This is a genomic window from Streptomyces sp. ASQP_92 (assembly GCF_025399895.1).
Lineage (GTDB): Bacteria > Actinomycetota > Actinomycetes > Streptomycetales > Streptomycetaceae > Streptomyces.
In genome coordinates this window covers 98,993-115,796 of the sequence record NZ_JAODUA010000008.1, presented here as the reverse complement: position 1 = coordinate 115,796, position 16,804 = coordinate 98,993, and the positions used below count along the sequence as shown (strand labels likewise).

At 72.2% G+C, this 16,804-nt stretch carries 16 protein-coding genes and 1 riboswitch; of the genes, 9 read left to right on the top strand and 7 right to left on the bottom strand.

The window, feature by feature from the left end:
• Positions 1-182: 182 nt before the first annotated feature.
• Complete coding sequence (hisN, locus tag N4G70_RS19190) at positions 183-989, bottom strand: histidinol-phosphatase (RefSeq protein ID WP_261713889.1); 807 nt, start codon at positions 987-989, stop codon at positions 183-185.
• Between the two features lie 156 nt (positions 990-1,145).
• On the opposite strand from hisN, the gene N4G70_RS19185 reads away from it, so the two are divergent.
• Positions 1,146-1,778, top strand: coding sequence for a TetR/AcrR family transcriptional regulator (locus N4G70_RS19185; RefSeq protein WP_261713888.1), 633 nt, complete (start codon positions 1,146-1,148; stop codon positions 1,776-1,778).
• A 29-nt stretch (positions 1,779-1,807) separates the two neighbouring features.
• Here N4G70_RS19185 and N4G70_RS19180 read toward each other — a convergent pair whose 3' ends face one another.
• The 4 genes from N4G70_RS19180 to N4G70_RS19165 form a co-directional block, all read right to left on the bottom strand.
• Entirely contained in the window at positions 1,808-2,131 is a 324-nt protein-coding gene (locus N4G70_RS19180; protein ID WP_261713887.1) for a multidrug efflux SMR transporter, read from the bottom strand.
• A 98-nt stretch (positions 2,132-2,229) separates the two neighbouring features.
• On the bottom strand, positions 2,230-3,243 hold the full coding sequence (gene rsgA, locus N4G70_RS19175) for a ribosome small subunit-dependent GTPase A (protein WP_261713886.1): 1,014 nt from the start codon (positions 3,241-3,243) through the stop codon (positions 2,230-2,232).
• Positions 3,244-3,257: 14 nt separating this feature from the next.
• Positions 3,258-4,583 carry a 3-phosphoshikimate 1-carboxyvinyltransferase gene (aroA, locus tag N4G70_RS19170; protein ID WP_261713885.1) on the bottom strand — a complete coding sequence of 442 codons (1,326 nt, stop codon included), beginning with the start codon at positions 4,581-4,583 and terminating at the stop codon, positions 3,258-3,260.
• Positions 4,584-4,609: 26 nt separating this feature from the next.
• On the bottom strand, positions 4,610-5,311 hold the full coding sequence (locus N4G70_RS19165) for a M50 family metallopeptidase (RefSeq protein ID WP_261713884.1): 702 nt from the start codon (positions 5,309-5,311) through the stop codon (positions 4,610-4,612).
• 50 nt (positions 5,312-5,361) lie between these two features.
• Between N4G70_RS19165 and N4G70_RS19160 the strand changes: the two genes are divergently transcribed.
• From N4G70_RS19160 to def, 8 genes are all read left to right on the top strand, one after another.
• Entirely contained in the window at positions 5,362-6,177 is an 816-nt protein-coding gene (locus N4G70_RS19160; RefSeq protein ID WP_261713883.1) for an SOS response-associated peptidase, read from the top strand.
• A 92-nt stretch (positions 6,178-6,269) separates the two neighbouring features.
• On the top strand, positions 6,270-6,923 hold the full coding sequence (locus tag N4G70_RS19155; protein WP_261713882.1) for an alpha/beta family hydrolase: 654 nt from the start codon (positions 6,270-6,272) through the stop codon (positions 6,921-6,923).
• 258 nt (positions 6,924-7,181) lie between these two features.
• Positions 7,182-7,826 carry a sigma-70 family RNA polymerase sigma factor gene (locus tag N4G70_RS19150; protein ID WP_167157084.1) on the top strand — a complete coding sequence of 215 codons (645 nt, stop codon included), beginning with the start codon at positions 7,182-7,184 and terminating at the stop codon, positions 7,824-7,826.
• On the top strand, positions 7,823-8,137 hold the full coding sequence (rsrA, locus tag N4G70_RS19145; protein WP_053729872.1) for a mycothiol system anti-sigma-R factor: 315 nt from the start codon (positions 7,823-7,825) through the stop codon (positions 8,135-8,137). The genes N4G70_RS19150 and rsrA overlap by 4 nt, the downstream gene beginning before the upstream one ends.
• 258 nt (positions 8,138-8,395) lie before the next feature.
• Positions 8,396-9,838 (top strand): HD-GYP domain-containing protein, encoded by a 1,443-nt coding sequence (locus tag N4G70_RS19140; RefSeq protein WP_261713880.1) that lies wholly within the window; start codon positions 8,396-8,398, stop codon positions 9,836-9,838.
• A 1-nt stretch (position 9,839) separates the two neighbouring features.
• Complete coding sequence (locus N4G70_RS19135; RefSeq protein WP_261713879.1) at positions 9,840-11,096, top strand: HD-GYP domain-containing protein; 1,257 nt, start codon at positions 9,840-9,842, stop codon at positions 11,094-11,096.
• 117 nt (positions 11,097-11,213) lie between these two features.
• Positions 11,214-12,194 (top strand): hypothetical protein, encoded by a 981-nt coding sequence (locus N4G70_RS19130; protein ID WP_261713878.1) that lies wholly within the window; start codon positions 11,214-11,216, stop codon positions 12,192-12,194.
• Positions 12,195-12,284: 90 nt separating this feature from the next.
• Positions 12,285-12,917 (top strand): peptide deformylase, encoded by a 633-nt coding sequence (gene def / locus N4G70_RS19125; RefSeq protein WP_261713877.1) that lies wholly within the window; start codon positions 12,285-12,287, stop codon positions 12,915-12,917.
• Between the two features lie 127 nt (positions 12,918-13,044).
• On the opposite strand, the gene N4G70_RS19120 is transcribed toward def, so the two are convergent.
• Complete coding sequence (locus tag N4G70_RS19120) at positions 13,045-14,058, bottom strand: ribonucleotide-diphosphate reductase subunit beta (RefSeq protein ID WP_261713876.1); 1,014 nt, start codon at positions 14,056-14,058, stop codon at positions 13,045-13,047.
• Positions 14,058-16,433, bottom strand: a complete 2,376-nt coding sequence (locus N4G70_RS19115; protein WP_261713875.1) for a ribonucleoside-diphosphate reductase subunit alpha — start codon at positions 16,431-16,433, stop codon at positions 14,058-14,060. Before N4G70_RS19115 ends, N4G70_RS19120 begins: the two co-directional genes overlap by 1 nt.
• Before the next feature lie 125 nt (positions 16,434-16,558).
• Positions 16,559-16,719, bottom strand: a riboswitch (cobalamin riboswitch).
• Between the last annotated feature and the right edge of the window lie 85 nt (positions 16,720-16,804).

Here is a 16,804-nt window from a genome sequence, read left to right as displayed (position 1 = left end):
GGGGGACTCCTAGAGTCGCATCCCGGCCGCCCGTCAACAAGGGGTGGGTAGAGGCCCGTTGAGGGGCGCGCAAAACCACGGCACACGCCTCTCGCGCGCCTCAGCCATGACACGCGCGGGAGCCCGGCCGTGCCGGACCCGAGCGGCCCCGCCGGTGAAGTGCCCCACGCGCCCGGCCCCCGTCAGGGCTGCGGAGTGTCTCCGAGGTAGCCGAGCAGCTCCTCGTGGAGCAGGCCGTTGGAGGCCGCCGCGTTGCCGCTGTGCGGACCCGTCCTGCCGTCGAGACCGGTGAAGACGCCCCCGGCCTCCTGCACCACGATCACGTTCGCCGCCATGTCCCACAGGGACAGCTCCGGCTCCGCGCAGAAGTCCACCGAGCCCTCGGCGACCATCATGTACGGCCAGAAGTCACCGTAGGCGCGGGTGCGCCAGCACTCCCGCGTCAGATCGAGGAAGTCGTCGAGCTTGCCCCGCTCCTCCCAACCGCTCAGCGAGGAGTACGAGAACGAGGCGTCGGCCAGCTCCGAGACGCTGGAGACGTGCAGCCGGGTCGCCGAGGTGAGACTGCGTCCGGTGTACGCGCCATGGCCCTTCGCCGCCCACCAGCGCCGGTTCAGGGCGGGTGCCGAGACGACGCCCACCACCGGCTGGAACCCGTTCTCGCCCGCCTCCATCAACGAGATCAGCGTCGCCCACACCGGCACGCCCCGGACGTAGTTCTTGGTGCCGTCGATCGGGTCGACCACCCAGCGCCGCGGGCCCGTGCCCTCCAGGCCGTACTCCTCGCCGAGGATCGCATCGCGCGGCCGCGCCCGATGCAGATGCCCCCGGATGACCTCCTCGGCCGCCTTGTCGGCCTCGCTCACCGGCGTCATGTCCGGCTTGGTCTCGACCTTCAGGTCGAGGGCCTTGAACCGGTCCATGGTGGCCGCGTCCGCGGCGTCCGCGAGGACGTGGGCGAGACGCAGATCATCGTGATAGTCGGGCATGGTCACCACCGTAGCGACCGTCCGCTGTACGAGCCACGGCGCCCGCACTCCGGGACGCCCCCGCGCCCGCCCCCGGCGCCCCTTGACACCCCCGGCGGCCGCGTCAACCCTGAACCAGGAGCCGCTCGCCAGGCCTCGGGGGCTCCGGAGGCGACCATGCCCACGGCGCGGGAAGCGTTGCTCGACGTCGCCCTCTCGGCGCTCGCGGAACTGCCCTGGCCCGCGGTGCGGATGGTGGACGTGGCAGCCGCGGCGGGGGTCTCGCGGCAGACCCTCTACAACGAGTTCGGCGGCAAGGACGGCCTCGCCCGGGCTCTTGTGCGCCGGGAGGCCGATGTCTATCTGCGGGGCGTCGACCGGGCGCTGGCCGAACCCACCGGCCCCGCCGACCGCATGGTGCTCGTGGCGGAGTGGATGCTCGGCTCGGCCCGCTCCAGCGTCCTGGTGCGCGCCCTGCTCACGGGCTGCTGGAGCGAACGCCTTCCGGCGCCGTCCCCTCCGCGCACCCCCAGGGCCTCGACCGTGCCCGCCCAGCGCCGCGCCGACGCCGGGGTGCCGGGCCCCGCCGAACTCGTGGCCACCGTCAGGGACCGGGCGCTCGCGGCCCTGGCGGCGCAGGTGCCGGGCGCGGATCCGGTGGAGCTCGGCCGGTACTGCGAGACGGCGGTGCGGCTCGGCCTGTCCTGCCTCGTGGCACCCCCGGGACGGGGCGAGGGCCAGTCCGTCTATCTGCGCGCGGTACTCACCCCGCTCCCGATGCGGGCCCCGGAACAGCCGCCCCGCAACTGACGCCCCGTCAACAGGCCCCGGGGCGTGGGTCAGTGGGCCGATCCCGAGATCTGGAGGCCGATCACGCCGACGATGACCAGGGAGATCGACACCAGCTTGAGGGTGGAGACCACGTCCCCGAGGAAGACCATGCCGTAGATCGCGGTACCGGCTGCCCCGATGCCCGTCCACACCGCGTACGCCGGGCCCACGTCCAGCTTCCGCAGGGACAGCGTCAGCAGGCCGAACGAGCCGAGGGCGAACGCGGCGAAGGCGATCGTCGGCCACAGCCGGGTGAAACCGTGCGAGAGCTTCAGACAGACGGCGAAGCCCGTTTCCAGGATTCCCGCCACCACGACCAGCAGCCACGCCATCTCCAGGGCCTCCCACAACGCCTCGTCGTCGCTGACTGCATGGTCAACACTTGGGGCGATTATGCAACGCGGGGTCCGCGCACGCCCCTGGAAACGGGTCAGTCGCCCTCGCGTCGCTCCCTGGTCGCGAGCAGCCGGCGCAGCGAATAGAGCCGGGCCGGATCGGCGTGGCCGTCCGCCACCCACTGGTCGAGCGCGCACTCGGCCTCGTCGTGGCTGCACGCGCGCGGACAGTTCGCGGTGCCCGGTACGAGGTCGGGGAAGGCCAGGATCACCCGCGACGGGTCGACGTGGTGGAGCCCGAAGGACCGTACGCCCGGGGTGTCGACGACCCAGCCGCCGTCCGCGCTGTCCAGGGGCAGCGCGAGCGCGGAGGTGGTGGTGTGGCGGCCGCGTCCGGTGACCGCGTTGACATGTCCGGTGATGCGCCGCCTGGCCTCCGGGACCAGCGCGTTGACCAGGGTCGTCTTGCCGACGCCGGAGTGGCCCACGAACGCGGTGACCTTGCCGTGCAGTTGCTCGCGCACCCGGTCGGCCGCGTCGCCCTCGTACAGCTCCTCGCGCGAGGTGACGACGTACGGGACGCCCAACGCGCCGTACATCTCCAGGAGTTCATCGGCCGGCGCCAGGTCCGACTTGGTCAGGACGAGCAGCGGCTCCAGGCCGCCGTCGTACGCCGCCACCAGACAGCGGTCGATGAGGCGCGGGCGCGGCTCGGGGTCGGCGAGCGCCGTGACGATGGCGAGCTGGTCGGCGTTGGCGACCACCACGCGCTCGTAGGGGTCGTCGTCGTCGGCCGTGCGTCGCAGGACCGAGGTGCGCTTGCCGATCCGTACGATCCGCGCGAGCGTGTCCTTCTTGCCGGACAGATCGCCGACGATGTCGACGCGGTCGCCCACCACCGCGGCCTTGCGGCCCAGTTCGCGGGCCTTCATGGCGTGGATCGTGCGGTCGCCGACCAGACAGGTCAGCCGGCCCCGGTCGACCGTGAGGACCATGCCCTCGGCGGCGTCCTCGTGCTTGGGTCGGATGGTGGTGCGGGGGCGGTTGCCCTTGGGGTTGGGGCGGACGCGGATGTCGTCCTCGTCCGGGTTCTTGCCGTAGCGGCGCATGTCCTAAGCCCCGCTCAGCTTCCGGTCCCCGTCAGCATGGCGTCCCACATCTCGGGGAAGTCGGGCAGCGTCTTGGCCGTCGTCGCCACGTTCTCGACCTGGACGCCCTCGACGGCGAGGCCGATGATCGCGCCGGCCGTCGCCATCCGGTGGTCGTCGTAGGTGTGGAAGACACCTCCGTGCAGCGGGCGCGGCCGGATGTGCAGACCGTCCTCGGTCTCCGTCACATCGCCGCCCAGCTCATTGATCTCCTTGGTGAGGGCGGCAAGGCGGTCCGTCTCGTGCAGGCGCAGATGCGCGACGCCGCGCAGCGTGGAGGGGGAGTCGGCGAGGGCCGCGACGGCCGCGATGCCCGGGGTCAGCTCGCCGACCTCGCTCAGGTCCACGTCGATGCCGTGGATGCGGCCCGAGCCCTTGAACACGAGCCCGCGGTCGGTCAGTTGGCAGGTGCCGCCCATCTCGGTGAAGATCCGGCGCAGTTGGTCACCGGGCTGGGTGGTGCGGGCCGGCCAGTCGGGGATGACGACCGTGCCGCCCGTGATGAGGGCCGCGGCCAGGAAGGGCTGAGCGTTGGACAGGTCCGGCTCGACCGTCAGGTCGCGACCGAGCAGCGCCGAGTGCGAGACCCGCCACACGTTCGGCTCGCCGCCCGTCTCCGGCTCGTCGACCTGGGCGCCCACACAGCGCAGCATGTCCACCGTCATCCGGATGTGCGGCAGCGACGGCAGCTTGGCGCCCACGTGCCGCACCTCGACGCCCTGGTTGAAGCGGGGCGCGGACAGCAGCAGGGCCGAGACGAACTGGGAGCTGGAGGAGGCGTCGATCTCCACCCGGCCGCCTTCGAGGGCGCCCGCGCCGTGCACGGTCATCGGGAGCGCGCCGCGGTTGTCGTCGTCGACGCGGGCACCCAGCGCGCGCAGTCCGTCGATGACACCGCCCAGCGGGCGCTCGTAGGACCGGGGGTCACCGTCGAAGCGGATGGGGCCGTCGGCGAGGGTCGCCACCGGCGGCAGGAAGCGCATGACCGTACCGGCGTTGCCGACGTCCACCGTGGCCGGGCCGTGCAGGCCGGCCGGGATCACCCGCCAGGCCTCGCCCGAACCGTCGGGGCCCACGGCCTCCTCGATGCCGACGCCCAGGGCGCGCAGCGCCTCCGCCATCAGCAGGGTGTCGCGCGAGCGCAGGGGGCGGCGCAGCCAGCCGGGCTCGGCGGCCAGTGCCGCCAGGACGAGTCCGCGATTGGTGACCGATTTCGATCCGGGCACGGTGATCGTCGCGTCGACGGCTCCGCTCGCGAGGGGGGCGGGCCAGAGGGCGTGGTGCACGGGTGTTTCGGTCATGGCCCTCACTTTAGTGGGGCCGACGGCTAGAGGCCGAGCAGCCAGCGGCCGCCGCCGATCAGGGAGCACACCGAAACGGCGTGGAAGAGGAAGAGCCAGAGCGCCGGTGGTACGTGGGTGAGCCGGGCGAGCTGGTCGGCGTCCGAGTCGCCGTCGTTGTGCCGACGGCGCTTGCGCTGGAGCTCGAAGGCCGGGCGCACCCCGCCGAGCAGCAGGAACCACACGGCCGTGTACGCGAACGCGGACTGTACGTCGGGGCCGGTCAGCCAGGACACGAGCAGGAACGCGGCACCGGTGATCACCACGGTCAGGACGCCGTACGCGTTGCGGATCATCACCAGCATCGCGAGCAGCAGGGCGGTGGCCAGCCACAGCAGGAGGGTGATGTGGTGGGCGGCGAGCAGGGCGGCGCCGCCGAGGCCGAGGAGCGGCGGCGCGGTGTAGCCGGCGGCCGCCGTCAGGATCATCCCGAGGCCGTACGGCTTGCCCCGGCTCACGGTGAGGCCGCTGGTGTCGGAGTGCAGCCGGATGCCGTCGAGGCGGCGCCCGGTGAGCAGCGCGACCAGGCCGTGGCCGCCCTCGTGGGCGATGGTGACGGCGTTGCGGGACAGGCGCCACAGGCCGTGCGGGACGACGGCCACGAGCGCGACCACGCCGGTGGCTATGACCAGCCAGGAGGCCGGCGGGCTCTGGGTGCCGAACAGCTCGAAGTCTTGCAGCGCGGTCATTTCTGGGACGGCTCCTCACGGGGTACGGGGGCCGTGGCAGTCTGGCACCCATGTGCGGTAGGTATGCAGCGAGTCGCAGGCCCGAGGATCTCGCGGGCGTCTTCGAGGTGGAGAAGTGGGACCCGGCACAGGCGCTGGAGCCCGACTGGAACGTGGCCCCCACCAAAGAGGTCCTCGTCGTCCTGGAGCGCCCCCTGAAAGACGCCGAGGACCCCCGTCCGGTTCGCCAGTTGCGCAAGGTGAAGTGGGGGCTCGTCCCCTCGTGGGCGAAGTCGCCCGACGGCGCGGCCCGGATGATCAACGCGCGCGCGGAGACGATCCACGAGAAGCCGTCCTTCAAGAAAGCGTTCTCCTCCCGGCGCTGCATCGTGCCCGCGGACGGCTACTACGAATGGGTCACCGGCGTCGGGGAGCGGGAGCTGGAGGTCGAGGGGAAGAAGAAGCGGCCGCGCAAGCAGCCGTACTTCGTGACCCCGGCGGACGGCTCGGTCTTCGCGATGGCCGGCCTCTACGAGTTCTGGCGCGACCGCACCCTGCCCGACGACCACCCCCTGGCCTGGTGGGCGACGTGTTCGGTGGTCACCACCGAGGCCGAGACCGGCCCGCTGGGCGTCGCGCCCGCCGAAGGCCCGGGCTCGCTCGCCGAGATCCACCCCCGGATGCCGCTGATGCTCACACCGGACCGGTGGGGCGCCTGGCTCGACCCGTCCCACACGGACACCGAGTCGCTGCGGGGGCTGCTCGTGCCACCCCCGCAGGGGCTGATGCGGGCCTATCCCGTCTCGACGGCGGTGAGCAACGTCCGCAACAACGGGCCCGAACTCCTGAAGGAACTGGAGGGCCCGGAGGAGGGCACCCTGTTCTGACCCGTCCGATCCGTCCGGCCGGTGCGTCCCCCGGATGTGACCCGCCCCATGTCGTACGCGGGACCGGCCGGGACCGGCGGCAGGATGGGCCCGTGAGCGACACCGAGATCGTTGAGACCGGCGCCGGAGCGGCGCGCATCACCTGGCACCCCGCCGACGCCCCCCGCCTGGTGCTGGCCGTCGGCCACGGCGCGGGCGGCGGCATCGAGGCCCGCGACCTGCGGGCGCTGGCCGGCGCGCTGCCGCCGCTCGGGGTCAGCGTCGCCCTGGTGGAGCAGCCCTGGCGGGTGGCGGGCAAGAAGCTCGCCCCCGCGCCCAAGACGCTGGACACGGGCTGGCGGGACCTGTGGCCGGCCGTGGCGCAGCGGGGGCTGCCCGTCGTCGCGGGCGGCCGCAGCGCCGGGGCGCGGGTCGCCTGCCGCACGGCGGCGGAGCTCGGCGCGGCCGGCGTCCTCGCCCTGAGCTTCCCGCTGCACCCGCCGGGCAAGCCGGAGAAGTCCCGGGCGCCGGAGCTGCTCGGCGCGGGCGCGCCCACCCTCGTGGTGCAGGGCGGCAACGACCCCTTCGGCAAGCCCGCCGAGTTCCCCGCGCCGGACGCCTTCCCCGAAGGGAGCTACGAGCTGGTGGAAGTGCCCTTCGCCGACCACGGGTTCGCCGTGCCCAAACGGGCCGGCCTCACCCAGCAGGAGGCACTGGACGTGATCACCGGGGCGGTCGGGGCATGGCTGTGCGCGCTGACCCTCTGAGCGTCCGGCGCCCTGGGGAATGCCGGGTGGGGGAGCGCTGTTATGGCCGTCGTAAGGGATACGCAGACCAGTTGTGGAGAGGGAGTCCGTCGCATGGGTTCGACCATCTGCCCGAGCCGCAAGGCCGCCTCTGACCTGGAGTGGACGGTGCTTCCCGCGGCCAGGACGGCTCCTGTTCGAGCGGCGGGCGGAGTGGATCGTCGTCTATCCTCCGATTCGAGTGGGTCCGCATTCGGACTCAGCACACCGTTCGAGGAGGTGGGTCCGGTCACAGGGACCGACGACGGCCACGTGGAAGAGACCACCGCCGAGCGCAACGCGCGCTTCGAGCGGGACGCCCTGGGCTACCTCGACCAGATGTACTCGGCCGCCCTGCGCATGACGCGCAATCCGGCCGATGCGGAAGACCTGGTCCAGGAGACGTATGCCAAGGCGTACGGGTCCTTCCACCAGTTCCGCGAGGGCACCAACCTGAAGGCTTGGCTCTACCGGATCCTCACCAACACGTTCATCAACTCCTACCGGAAGAAGCAGCGCGAGCCCCAGCGCAGCGCCGCCGAGGAGATCGAGGACTGGCAGCTCGCGCGCGCCGAGTCGCACATGTCCACGGGTCTGCGCTCCGCCGAGTCGCAGGCGCTGGACCACCTGCCCGACTCGGACGTGAAGGCGGCCTTGCAGGCCATTCCGGAAGAGTTCCGCATCGCCGTGTATCTCGCGGACGTAGAGGGCTTTGCGTACAAGGAGATCGCGGACATCATGGGTACACCCATCGGTACGGTGATGTCCCGCCTGCACCGGGGCCGCCGCCAACTGCGCGGAATGCTGGAGGACTACGCCCGTGACCGCGGGCTCGTCCCGGCCGGCGCCGGTGAGTCGGACGAAGCGAAAGGCTCGGGCTCATGAGCTGCGGAGAGCCGCACGAGACGGACTGCTCTGAAGTCCTCGACCATCTCTACGAGTTCCTCGACCACGAGATGCCCCCCACGGACTGCAACAAGTTCGAGGTGCACTTCGAGGAGTGCTCGCCGTGCCTGGAGAAGTACGGCCTGGAGCAGGCCGTGAAGAAGCTGGTGAAGCGCTGCTGCGGCTCGGACGACGTGCCCAGCGACCTGCGCTCCAAGGTGATGGGCCGTATCGACCTGATCCGCTCGGGCCAGGCCGTGCCCGAGCAGGACGTCGTCACCGGAGAGGTGCCGACGCTCCGCCCCGAGTGACCGCCGTCCGCCCCTGTGACGCGGACGAAGAAAACCGGTGAACTGCCGCTCGCGGCAGAGCAGTTGAGGGCGGTCGCGACACACGTCGCGGCCGCCCTCCGGCATGTCCCGGCCGGCCGCCCCACGTCACCCGAAGGTGCTAATCCAGGCGGCCCGAACCGCCCTATTCCGACCATGCGCCTGACCGCCGCCGCACACGGGCCTATCCTCGCGAAGCTGTACGCACTGGGCCGACCGGGCGAATGGGGAGGTGGGGCCATGGCGGAGCCGCGGGGACTCAGGGACATTCCGGCGGGTGCGCGCATCGCCGTCCTCGGCGCCGTCACGGGCGCGGCCGCCTGCGCCCTGCCCGCCCTGCGCCAGAACGTGCCCTGGGCAGCCGTCGCGCTCCTGGCGGGCCTGTACGCGCTGTGCGAATGGCCCGCCCGCTGCCCGGTGCTGGCCGGGCGGGTGAGCGTGCCGGTCGCCTCCGGCTCCTTCTTCCCGGTGCTGCTCGCCGCCGTCTTCCTCCTGCCGCCGGCCGCCGCCGCCCTCGTCGCGGTGCCGGGCGCGCTCATCGCCCACGTCGAGGACGAGCCGCGCCGGGTGCGCCGCATCTGGCGGGCCGCCCAACTCGCCCTCGCCGCCCGGGCCGCGGCCGGCGCCCATGTGCTGCTCGGCGGGCGCGCGGCGCTGGGTGGCCGCTCCACCGCGACGGCCCCCGACTTCCCGTACGTGCTGGTCCCCGCCGCGGCCGCGGCGCTCGTCTTCTGCCTGGTCCTGACCGCGCTCGACGGTCTGATCCTCACCACCGCCGAGCGCCGCCCGGTCCGCACCGCCTGGCGCGGGCTGCTGCTGCGATCGCTCGCCCCGCACTGTGTGCACGGGCTCGCCGGGCTGATGATGGCGGTGCTGTGGCGCAGCCGGTTCGGACCGCCCGCGGCGCTGTTCGTGCTCCTGCCGATGTACATCTCCTGCTGGGTCTTCGCCCAGTACCACCGCGAGCGCGCCGCCCACCAGGCCACCATCCGCGCCCTCGTCCAGGCCGTCGACATCAAGGACCGCTACACCCGCGGCCACAGCGAGCGCGTCGGCCGGGCCTCGGAGCTGATCGCCCGTGAACTCGGCATGGAGGAAGGGCGGTTGGAGGTCATCCGGTTCGCCGGGATCCTGCACGACGTCGGCAAGCTCGGGGTGCCCACCCGGGTGCTCAGGAAGGACGGTCCGCTCACCGAGCAGGAGCGGGCGGTGATCGAACTGCACCCCGAGTACGGGCACGAGATGGTGCGCGGCATCGGCTTCCTCGGGGAGGCCCGCGCCGCGGTCCTGCACCACCACGAACGCCTCGACGGCAGCGGCTACCCCTACGGCCTCGTCGGGACCCAGATCCCCGAGGCCGCGCGCGTGGTGGCGGTGGCCGACGCCTTCGACGCGATGACCTCCACCCGCTCCTACCGGCGGGCCAGGCCCGTCGCCGCGGCCGTCACCGAGCTGGAGCGGTGCGCGGGCGCGCAGTTCGACCCGCGGATGGTGGCGGGCCTGGTGCGGGCGCTGTCCCGGTACGGGTGGCACGTGGAGGTCACCGCGGACGAGCCGGGAGCCGCCGGGGCGCGCGGAAACGTGCCTCCACCCCGCCCGACCGCCGCCCCCGGGGCGGACCGTCCCCCCGCCGGATCCGCGCCGCGCCCCGGGCCGGGTCCCTTCACCACGCCGGGAGCCTGAGATGGCCGCCCGTCCGACCGCCCCGGCGCTCGCCGTCCACGCCCTGGCCGGGGCGCTCACCGTCTGGGCGCTGGGGGCGACCCTGCGCGGCGGGCTCGTGGAGCCCGCCACCGCCGTGGCGTTCGGCGCCCTCATCGTCGTGGGCGAGCTGGCCCGCTGGGGCGCCCGGGACGGCGAGCGCGACCCCGCGCCGCTCGCCTCGGCCGGCGCGCTCGCCTACGCGCTGCTCGGCGAGAACGCCGGGCGGACCAGCCAGCACGGGGTCCTCCAGGTGATCGCCGTGGTGGTCGCCTCCGGCCTGCTCGGCTCCGTACCGCACGTGGCCGTCGGACGCGGCCCGAGCCCGGACCAGGTGGCCCGGCGGGTGCTCACCGTCGCCTTCGCCGCCGTCTGCTTCCAGCCGCTCTACAACTCCGGGCTCCTCGACGACTGGTTCGGCTACGGACCGTACTTCGCGCTCGTCCTCCTGCTGCTGCTCGTCCTGACCGCGCTGTGCGACGCGGTGGTGGCGGCCCTGCTGCTGCGCGCCCGCACCCGCTACCCCTTCGGACCACTGCTGCGCGACGAGTTGCGCGGGCTGCTCGGCATCGGCTCCGCCGTGTGCGCCACCGGCACCGTGATCGCCCTCGCGGTCGCCGTCGCCGGGCTCTGGGCGCTGCCCGTGTTCTGTGTGCCGCTGCTCCTGACCCAGCTCGCCTTCCGGCGGTACGCGGCCGTGCGCACCACGTACCGCCAGACCATCACCTCGCTGGCCCGCGCCACCGAGATCGCCGGATACACCAAGCCGGGCCACGCCCGCCGGGTCGCCGAGCTCAGCCGGGCCGTGGGGCGCGAGCTGGGGCTCCGCGAGAGCGAGCTGACCGTGCTCGAATACGCGGCCCTCATGCACGACATCGGGCAGCTCTCCCTGCTCGACCCCGTCCCCGCCGGGGCCACCGCCCGGCTGCCCGCGGCCGAGCAGCGCCGCATCGCCCTGCTGGGCGGGGCCGTGGTGCGCCAGACCGGGGTGCCGGCCGGAGTCGCCCGCGTCGTCGAGCGGCAGGCCGACCCCTACCGGGAGCAGCCGCTGCCCGCCCGGATCGTGCGCGCGGTCAACGCCTACGACGATCTCGCGGAGGGCGCCGACGGCCCGGGCGGATCCCTGAACGCACTCGAACAGCTCCGCCTGGGCACCGGGCGTGACTACCATCCCCAGGTCGTCGAATCACTGGCACGCGTGCTGGCCCGGGGCTGTCTGACCCGGGGGTCTCCTGGGTAACCCAGGAGTAATGAGCGGCCTTCCGGCCGGGCATGGTTGGATGCGAAAAGAACCCAGAAAACTGGGAGACCGTAAGACCGACCCGGTAGCCGGGGCCGGTCTGGGCAGGCGGGAATCGTGAGGATCTTCGGCAAGGGACGGCACCGGCCCTCCGCCTCGTGGCGGCAGGCCACAGACCGTGCGTTCACGCTGATCGGCGACGGCAGGTACGAGGACGCCGGCGCGCTGCTGACGCGCGCCGCGGACCTGGAGCCCTGGCTGTCGGAGTCCTGGTTCAACCTGGCGCTCCTGCACAAGTTCCGGCACGACTGGGAGCAGGCGCGGGCGGCCGGGCTGCGCGCGGTCGCGCTCCTCGACAAGGAGTCCGGCGCCCCCGACTGGTGGAACGTCGGCATCGCGGCCACCGCGCTCCAGGACTGGCCGCTGGCCCGCCGGGCCTGGCAGGCGTACGGCCTGAAGGTGCCGGGCGAGGCCACCGGCAGCGTTGAGCCCGTGGGCATGGAGCTGGGCAGCGCCGCGGTGCGCCTGTCGCCCGAGGGCGAGGCCGAGGTGGTGTGGGGCCGCCGGCTGGATCCGGCCCGTATGGAGGTGCTGTCCATTCCGCTGCCGTCCTCGGGCCGGCGCTGGGGCGAGGTCGTGCTGCACGACGGGGTCCCGCACGGCGAGCGCACCACGGCCGCGGGCCCCTCATTCCCGGTGTTCGACGAGATCGAGCTGTGGGCGCCCTCGCCCGTGCCGACCTGGGTGGTCCTCCTGGAAGCGGCCACCGAGGCCGACCGGGACGCCCTGGAGCGGCTGGCGGCCGAGGCCGGTTTCGCCGCCGAGGACTGGTCCTCCTCCGTACGTCTGCTGTGCCGGGCCTGCTCCGAGTCGCAGATGCCCAGCGACGAGGGCGACGGCGAGCACCTCGACCCGCACGACCACAGCGAGCCCGGCCACCCGGGCCCGCTCGGGCACCGCACCTCGGGCGACCTGTGGGTCCCCGAGCGCGAATGCGGCATCGCGGCCCCGGCCGGCCTGGTGCGGGGGCTCCTCGACGGCTGGGTGGCCGACAATCCGGACAGCCGGGAGTGGCGCGATCTGGAAGAGGTCTGCTGAGGTCCGTGGCGCATCCAGGAGATCTCCGGCGGACCGGGCCTTAGGCTGTACGGGATCGGAATCGGGTTTTCAGGAAGGCTTACGGCGGACATGGCGCAGCAGGAGACGGACCAGCAGGTGGAGAACGACGGGTTCGTCGTGGACACGGAGGACTGCGAGGCGCGTGAGCTGGCCCACCGCGAGCGCGGCACCGCCCGCCCCATCACGGTGGTCGGCAACCCGGTGCTCCACAGGGAGTGCAAGGACGTCACCTCGTTCGACGACGACCTCGCCCGGCTGATCGACGACATGTTCGCCAGCCAGAAGGCGGCCGAGGGCGTGGGCCTCGCGGCCAACCAGATCGGCGTGGACCAGAAGGTCTTCGTGTACGACTGCCCCGACGACGAGGGCGTGCGCCACGTCGGGGTCGTCTGCAACCCGGTCCTCGAAGAGCTCCCGGCCGAGCTGCGCGTCCTGGACGAGTCCAACGAGGGCTGCCTGTCGGTGCCGACCGCCTACGCCGAACTGGCCCGCCCCGACTACGCGGTGGTCACCGGCCAGGACGCCGAGGGCAACCCGGTCAAGGTGCGCGGCACCGGCTACTTCGCGCGCTGCCTCCAGCACGAGACGGACCACCTGTACGGGCGGCTGTACATCGACCGCCTCTCCAAGCGGGACCGCAAGGACGCGCTGCGGCAGATGGCGGAGAACAGCCCGCGCTACGAGGTCGTCCCGAACGACTGACCCCGGCGGTACGCGCGGAGGGGCCCCGCACCGGCATGGTGCGGGGCCCCTCCGCGCGGTTCGACCGCGGACCGTGCGTGGCCGGTCGCGCGGTTCTCCGCGCCCCTCAAGGGGCGCGGAGCGGGAGCTAGAAGTCCTCGTCGAAGCCCACCGAGCCCTCGACCGCCACCTGGTAGGCGGACGGGCGGCGCTCGAAGAAGTTCGTCAGTTCCTGGACGCCCTGGAGCTCCATGAACGAGAACGGGTTCGACGAGCCGTACACCGCGGGGAAGCCGAGCCGGATCAGGCGCTGGTCGGCGACGCACTCCAGGTACTCGCGCATCGACTCGGTGTTCATGCCGGGCAGGCCGTCACCGCACAGGTCGCGGCCGAACTGGAGCTCCGCCTCGACCGCTTCCTTCATCATGTCGGTGACCTGCTCCTGAAGCAGATCGTCGAAGAGGTCCGGCTCCTCCTTGCGGACGGTGTCCACGACCTCGAAGGCGAAGTTCATGTGCATCGTCTCGTCGCGGAACACCCAGTTGGTGCCGGTGGCCAGGCCGTGCAGCAGGCCCCGGCTGCGGAACCAGTAGACGTAGGCGAAGGCACCGTAGAAGAACAGGCCCTCGATGCACGCCGCGAAGCAGATCAGGTTGAGCAGGAAACGGCGGCGGTCGGCCTTGGTCTCCAGGCGGTCGAGCTTCTCCACCTCGTTGATCCACTTGAAGCAGAACTGCGCCTTCTCGCGGATCGAGGGGATCTCCTCGACGGCGTCGAACGCGGCCGCGCGGTCCTGCGGGTCGGGCAGATAGGTGTCGAGCAGCGTCAGATAGAACTGGACGTGCACGGCCTCCTCGAAGAGCTGACGGCTCAAGTAGAGCCGCGCTTCAGGGGAGTTGATGTGCTTGTAGAGGGTGAGCACCAGGTTGTTGGAGACGATCGAGTCGCCCGTCGCGAAGAACGCGACCAGCCGGCCGATCATGTGCTGCTCGCCCGGCGTCAGCTTCGCGAGGTCGGCGACGTCGGAGTAAAGGTCGACCTCCTCGACGGTCCAGGTGTTCTTGATCGCGTCCCGGTAGCGCTCGTAGAAGTCCGGGTAGCGCATGGGACGCAGGGTCAGCTCGAAGCCCGGGTCGAGCAGGTTCTTGTTCTCGGAGCTCATTACTGGCAGGCCTCGCAGGACTCGGGGTTTTCCAGGGAGCAGGCGATGGCGTCGGCGTCGGGCGCCGCCTGCTGGGCCGGGACGGTGGCGGTGGCCTGCGCGGCGCGGGCGATGCGGGTGGCCGGGCGCGAGCGCAGGTAGTACGTCGTTTTGAGGCCCTGCTTCCAGGCGTACGCGTACATCGACGACAGCTTGCCGATGGTGGGCGTCTCCAGGAACAGGTTCAGCGACTGCGACTGGTCGAGGAAGGCGGTGCGGGCGGCGGCCATGTCGATCAGGGCGCGCTGCGGGATCTCCCACGCCGTGCGGTACAGGGCGCGCACGTCGGCCGGGATCCAGCCGAAGCCCTGCACCGAGCCGCTGGCCTCGCGCAGCGCCTCGCGGGACTGCGCGTCCCACACGCCGAGCTTCTTGAGGTCCTCCACCAAGTAGCCGTTCACCTGGAGGAATTCACCGCTCAGCGTCTCGCGCTTGAAGAGGTTGGAGACCTGCGGCTCGATGCACTCGTACACCCCCGCGATGGAGGCGATGGTCGCGGTCGGGGCGATCGCGAGGAGCAGCGAGTTGCGCATGCCGACCGTGGCGATGCGTTCCCGCAGGGCCGCCCAGCGCTCCGGCCAGTTCAGCTCGACGTCGTAGTGGTCGGGGTGCAGCACCCCGCGGGCGGTGCGGGTCTTGTCCCAGGCGGGCAGTGGACCACTGCGCTCCGCCAGGTCGGCGGAGGCCTCGTACGCGGTCAGCATGATCCGCTCGGCGAGCTTCGTGGACAGGGCCTTCGCCTCGGGGGAGTCGAAGGGCAGCCGCAGCTTGAAGAAGACGTCCTGGAGACCCATCGCGCCCAGGCCGACCGGACGCCACCGGGCGTTGGAGCGGCCGGCCTGCTCGGTCGGGTAGAAGTTGATGTCGACGACCCGGTCGAGGAAGGTCACGGCGGTGCGGACGGTCTCGTCGAGTCGCTCCCAGTCGATCCCGTCACCGACGACGAACGCGCCGAGGTTGACCGAGCCGAGGTTGCACACGGCCGTCTCCCCGTCGTCGGTCACCTCCAGGATCTCGGTGCACAGATTGGAGGAGTGGACCGTGTGGCCGGGCTCGGCGGTCTGGTTGGCGGTGCGGTTGGAGGCGTCCTTGAACGTCATCCAGCCGTTGCCGGTCTGCGCGAGGGTGCGCATCATGCGGCCGTACAGATCCCGGGCGGGCATGGTCTTGAGGGCGAGGCCCGCGGCCTCGGCCCTGCGGTAGGCGGCGTCGAACTCCTCGCCCCACAGGTCCACCAGCTCGGGCACGTCGGCCGGGGAGAACAGCGACCACGACGCGTCGGCGTCGACCCGGCGCATGAACTCGTCGGGGATCCAGTGCGCGAGGTTCAGGTTGTGCGTACGCCGCTGGTCCTCGCCGGTGTTGTCGCGCAGCTCCAGGAACTCCTCGATGTCGGAGTGCCAGGTCTCCAGGTACACCGCGGCCGCGCCCTTGCGCCGGCCGCCCTGGTTGACCGCGGCCACCGAGGCGTCCAGCGTCTTGAGGAACGGGACGATGCCGTTGGAGTGGCCGTTGGTGCCCCGGATCAGCGAACCCCGGCCGCGGATACGGGAGTACGAGAGGCCGATGCCGCCCGCGTGCTTGGAGAGCCGGGCCACCTGGTGGTAGCGGTCGTAGATCGAGTCCAGCTCGTCGAGCGGCGAGTCGAGCAGATAGCAGGACGACATCTGGGGGTGGCGGGTGCCGGAGTTGAAGAGCGTGGGGGAGGACGGCAGATAGTCCAGGCGGCTCATCAGGCCGTACAGGGACGCCACTTCGTCCAGGGCGCGGACCGATCCGTCCTCGGCGAGGCCGGACGCCACGCGCAGCATGAAGTGCTGGGGGGTCTCGATGACCTTGCGGGTGATCGGGTGGCGCAGCAGATAGCGGGAGTAGAGGGTGCGCAGGCCGAAGTAGCCGAAGCGGTCGTCGGCGCCGTCGGCGAGGGCCGCGTCGACCAGGGCGTCGAGCCGGTCGGCGTGGGCGTCGACGAAGTCGGCGGTGCGGTCGGCGATCAGTCCCTCGCGGTGGCCGACCGCGACGGATGCGGAGAACGACACCGCGCCCTGGGAGGCGGCCTCCTCGGCGACGGTGAGCGTCAGGAGCCGGGCGGCGAGGCGGGAGTACGCCGGGTCCTCGGAGATGAGCCCCGCGGCGGCCTCGGTGGCCAGCTCCCGCAACTCGGCGGCGTCGGAACGGGCGTTGCGGCCCCGCAGCGCGGCCGCGGCGACCCGGCCGGGGTCGGTGTCCGCCAGGTCGGCGGTGAGCTCCGTCAGGGTCCGCAGCAGCGCGGTACCCGGGGCATCCGCGAGCTCGTCGGTGATCGCTGAAGCGGGATCCGCTGGGGCGATGGTCACTGTGGGGGCACTCCCTCGCTCGGCACGGGGCCTTCGGGGGAGGCGTCGGCGCGCCTCGGGGCAGCCCTCGGCGCGTCGTCCACCGGCCCAACCGCGAGGCCCGGACGTCTGGCACCCGATTCGGTCGAGCCGGGTGCGCCATCGGCAGGTGCTCGGACTCGACGCGTACGTATCCGTACGGGTCATACCGTTGCGGGACAGTTCCGGATTCGCACCGGATTCCCCTGCGGCGACAGCGAGCATGAGCATACATGTGGGGGGCGCTGCGGACGGCACCCCCCACATGTTGTGTCGGTCGCGGAGAAACCTCCTTGCGGCGTTCCTCTCCGCTATCGTCGGAGACAGACCGTCGAGGAAGGCGAGCGAGGCAT

Excerpts from the sequence above, each read along its gene's own strand:
- hisN (WP_261713889.1), bottom strand. The coding sequence starts at position 989 with ATGCCCGACTATCACGATGATCTGCGTCTCGCCCACGTCCTCGCGGAC.
- N4G70_RS19185 (WP_261713888.1), top strand. The coding sequence starts at position 1,146 with ATGCCCACGGCGCGGGAAGCGTTGCTCGACGTCGCCCTCTCGGCGCTC.
- N4G70_RS19180 (WP_261713887.1), bottom strand. The coding sequence starts at position 2,131 with ATGGCGTGGCTGCTGGTCGTGGTGGCGGGAATCCTGGAAACGGGCTTC.
- rsgA (WP_261713886.1), bottom strand. The coding sequence starts at position 3,243 with ATGCGCCGCTACGGCAAGAACCCGGACGAGGACGACATCCGCGTCCGC.
- aroA (WP_261713885.1), bottom strand. The coding sequence starts at position 4,583 with ATGACCGAAACACCCGTGCACCACGCCCTCTGGCCCGCCCCCCTCGCG.
- N4G70_RS19165 (WP_261713884.1), bottom strand. The coding sequence starts at position 5,311 with ATGACCGCGCTGCAAGACTTCGAGCTGTTCGGCACCCAGAGCCCGCCG.
- N4G70_RS19160 (WP_261713883.1), top strand. The coding sequence starts at position 5,362 with ATGTGCGGTAGGTATGCAGCGAGTCGCAGGCCCGAGGATCTCGCGGGC.
- rsrA (WP_053729872.1), top strand. The coding sequence starts at position 7,823 with ATGAGCTGCGGAGAGCCGCACGAGACGGACTGCTCTGAAGTCCTCGAC.
- N4G70_RS19140 (WP_261713880.1), top strand. The coding sequence starts at position 8,396 with ATGGCGGAGCCGCGGGGACTCAGGGACATTCCGGCGGGTGCGCGCATC.
- N4G70_RS19135 (WP_261713879.1), top strand. The coding sequence starts at position 9,840 with ATGGCCGCCCGTCCGACCGCCCCGGCGCTCGCCGTCCACGCCCTGGCC.
- def (WP_261713877.1), top strand. The coding sequence starts at position 12,285 with ATGGCGCAGCAGGAGACGGACCAGCAGGTGGAGAACGACGGGTTCGTC.
- N4G70_RS19120 (WP_261713876.1), bottom strand. The coding sequence starts at position 14,058 with ATGAGCTCCGAGAACAAGAACCTGCTCGACCCGGGCTTCGAGCTGACC.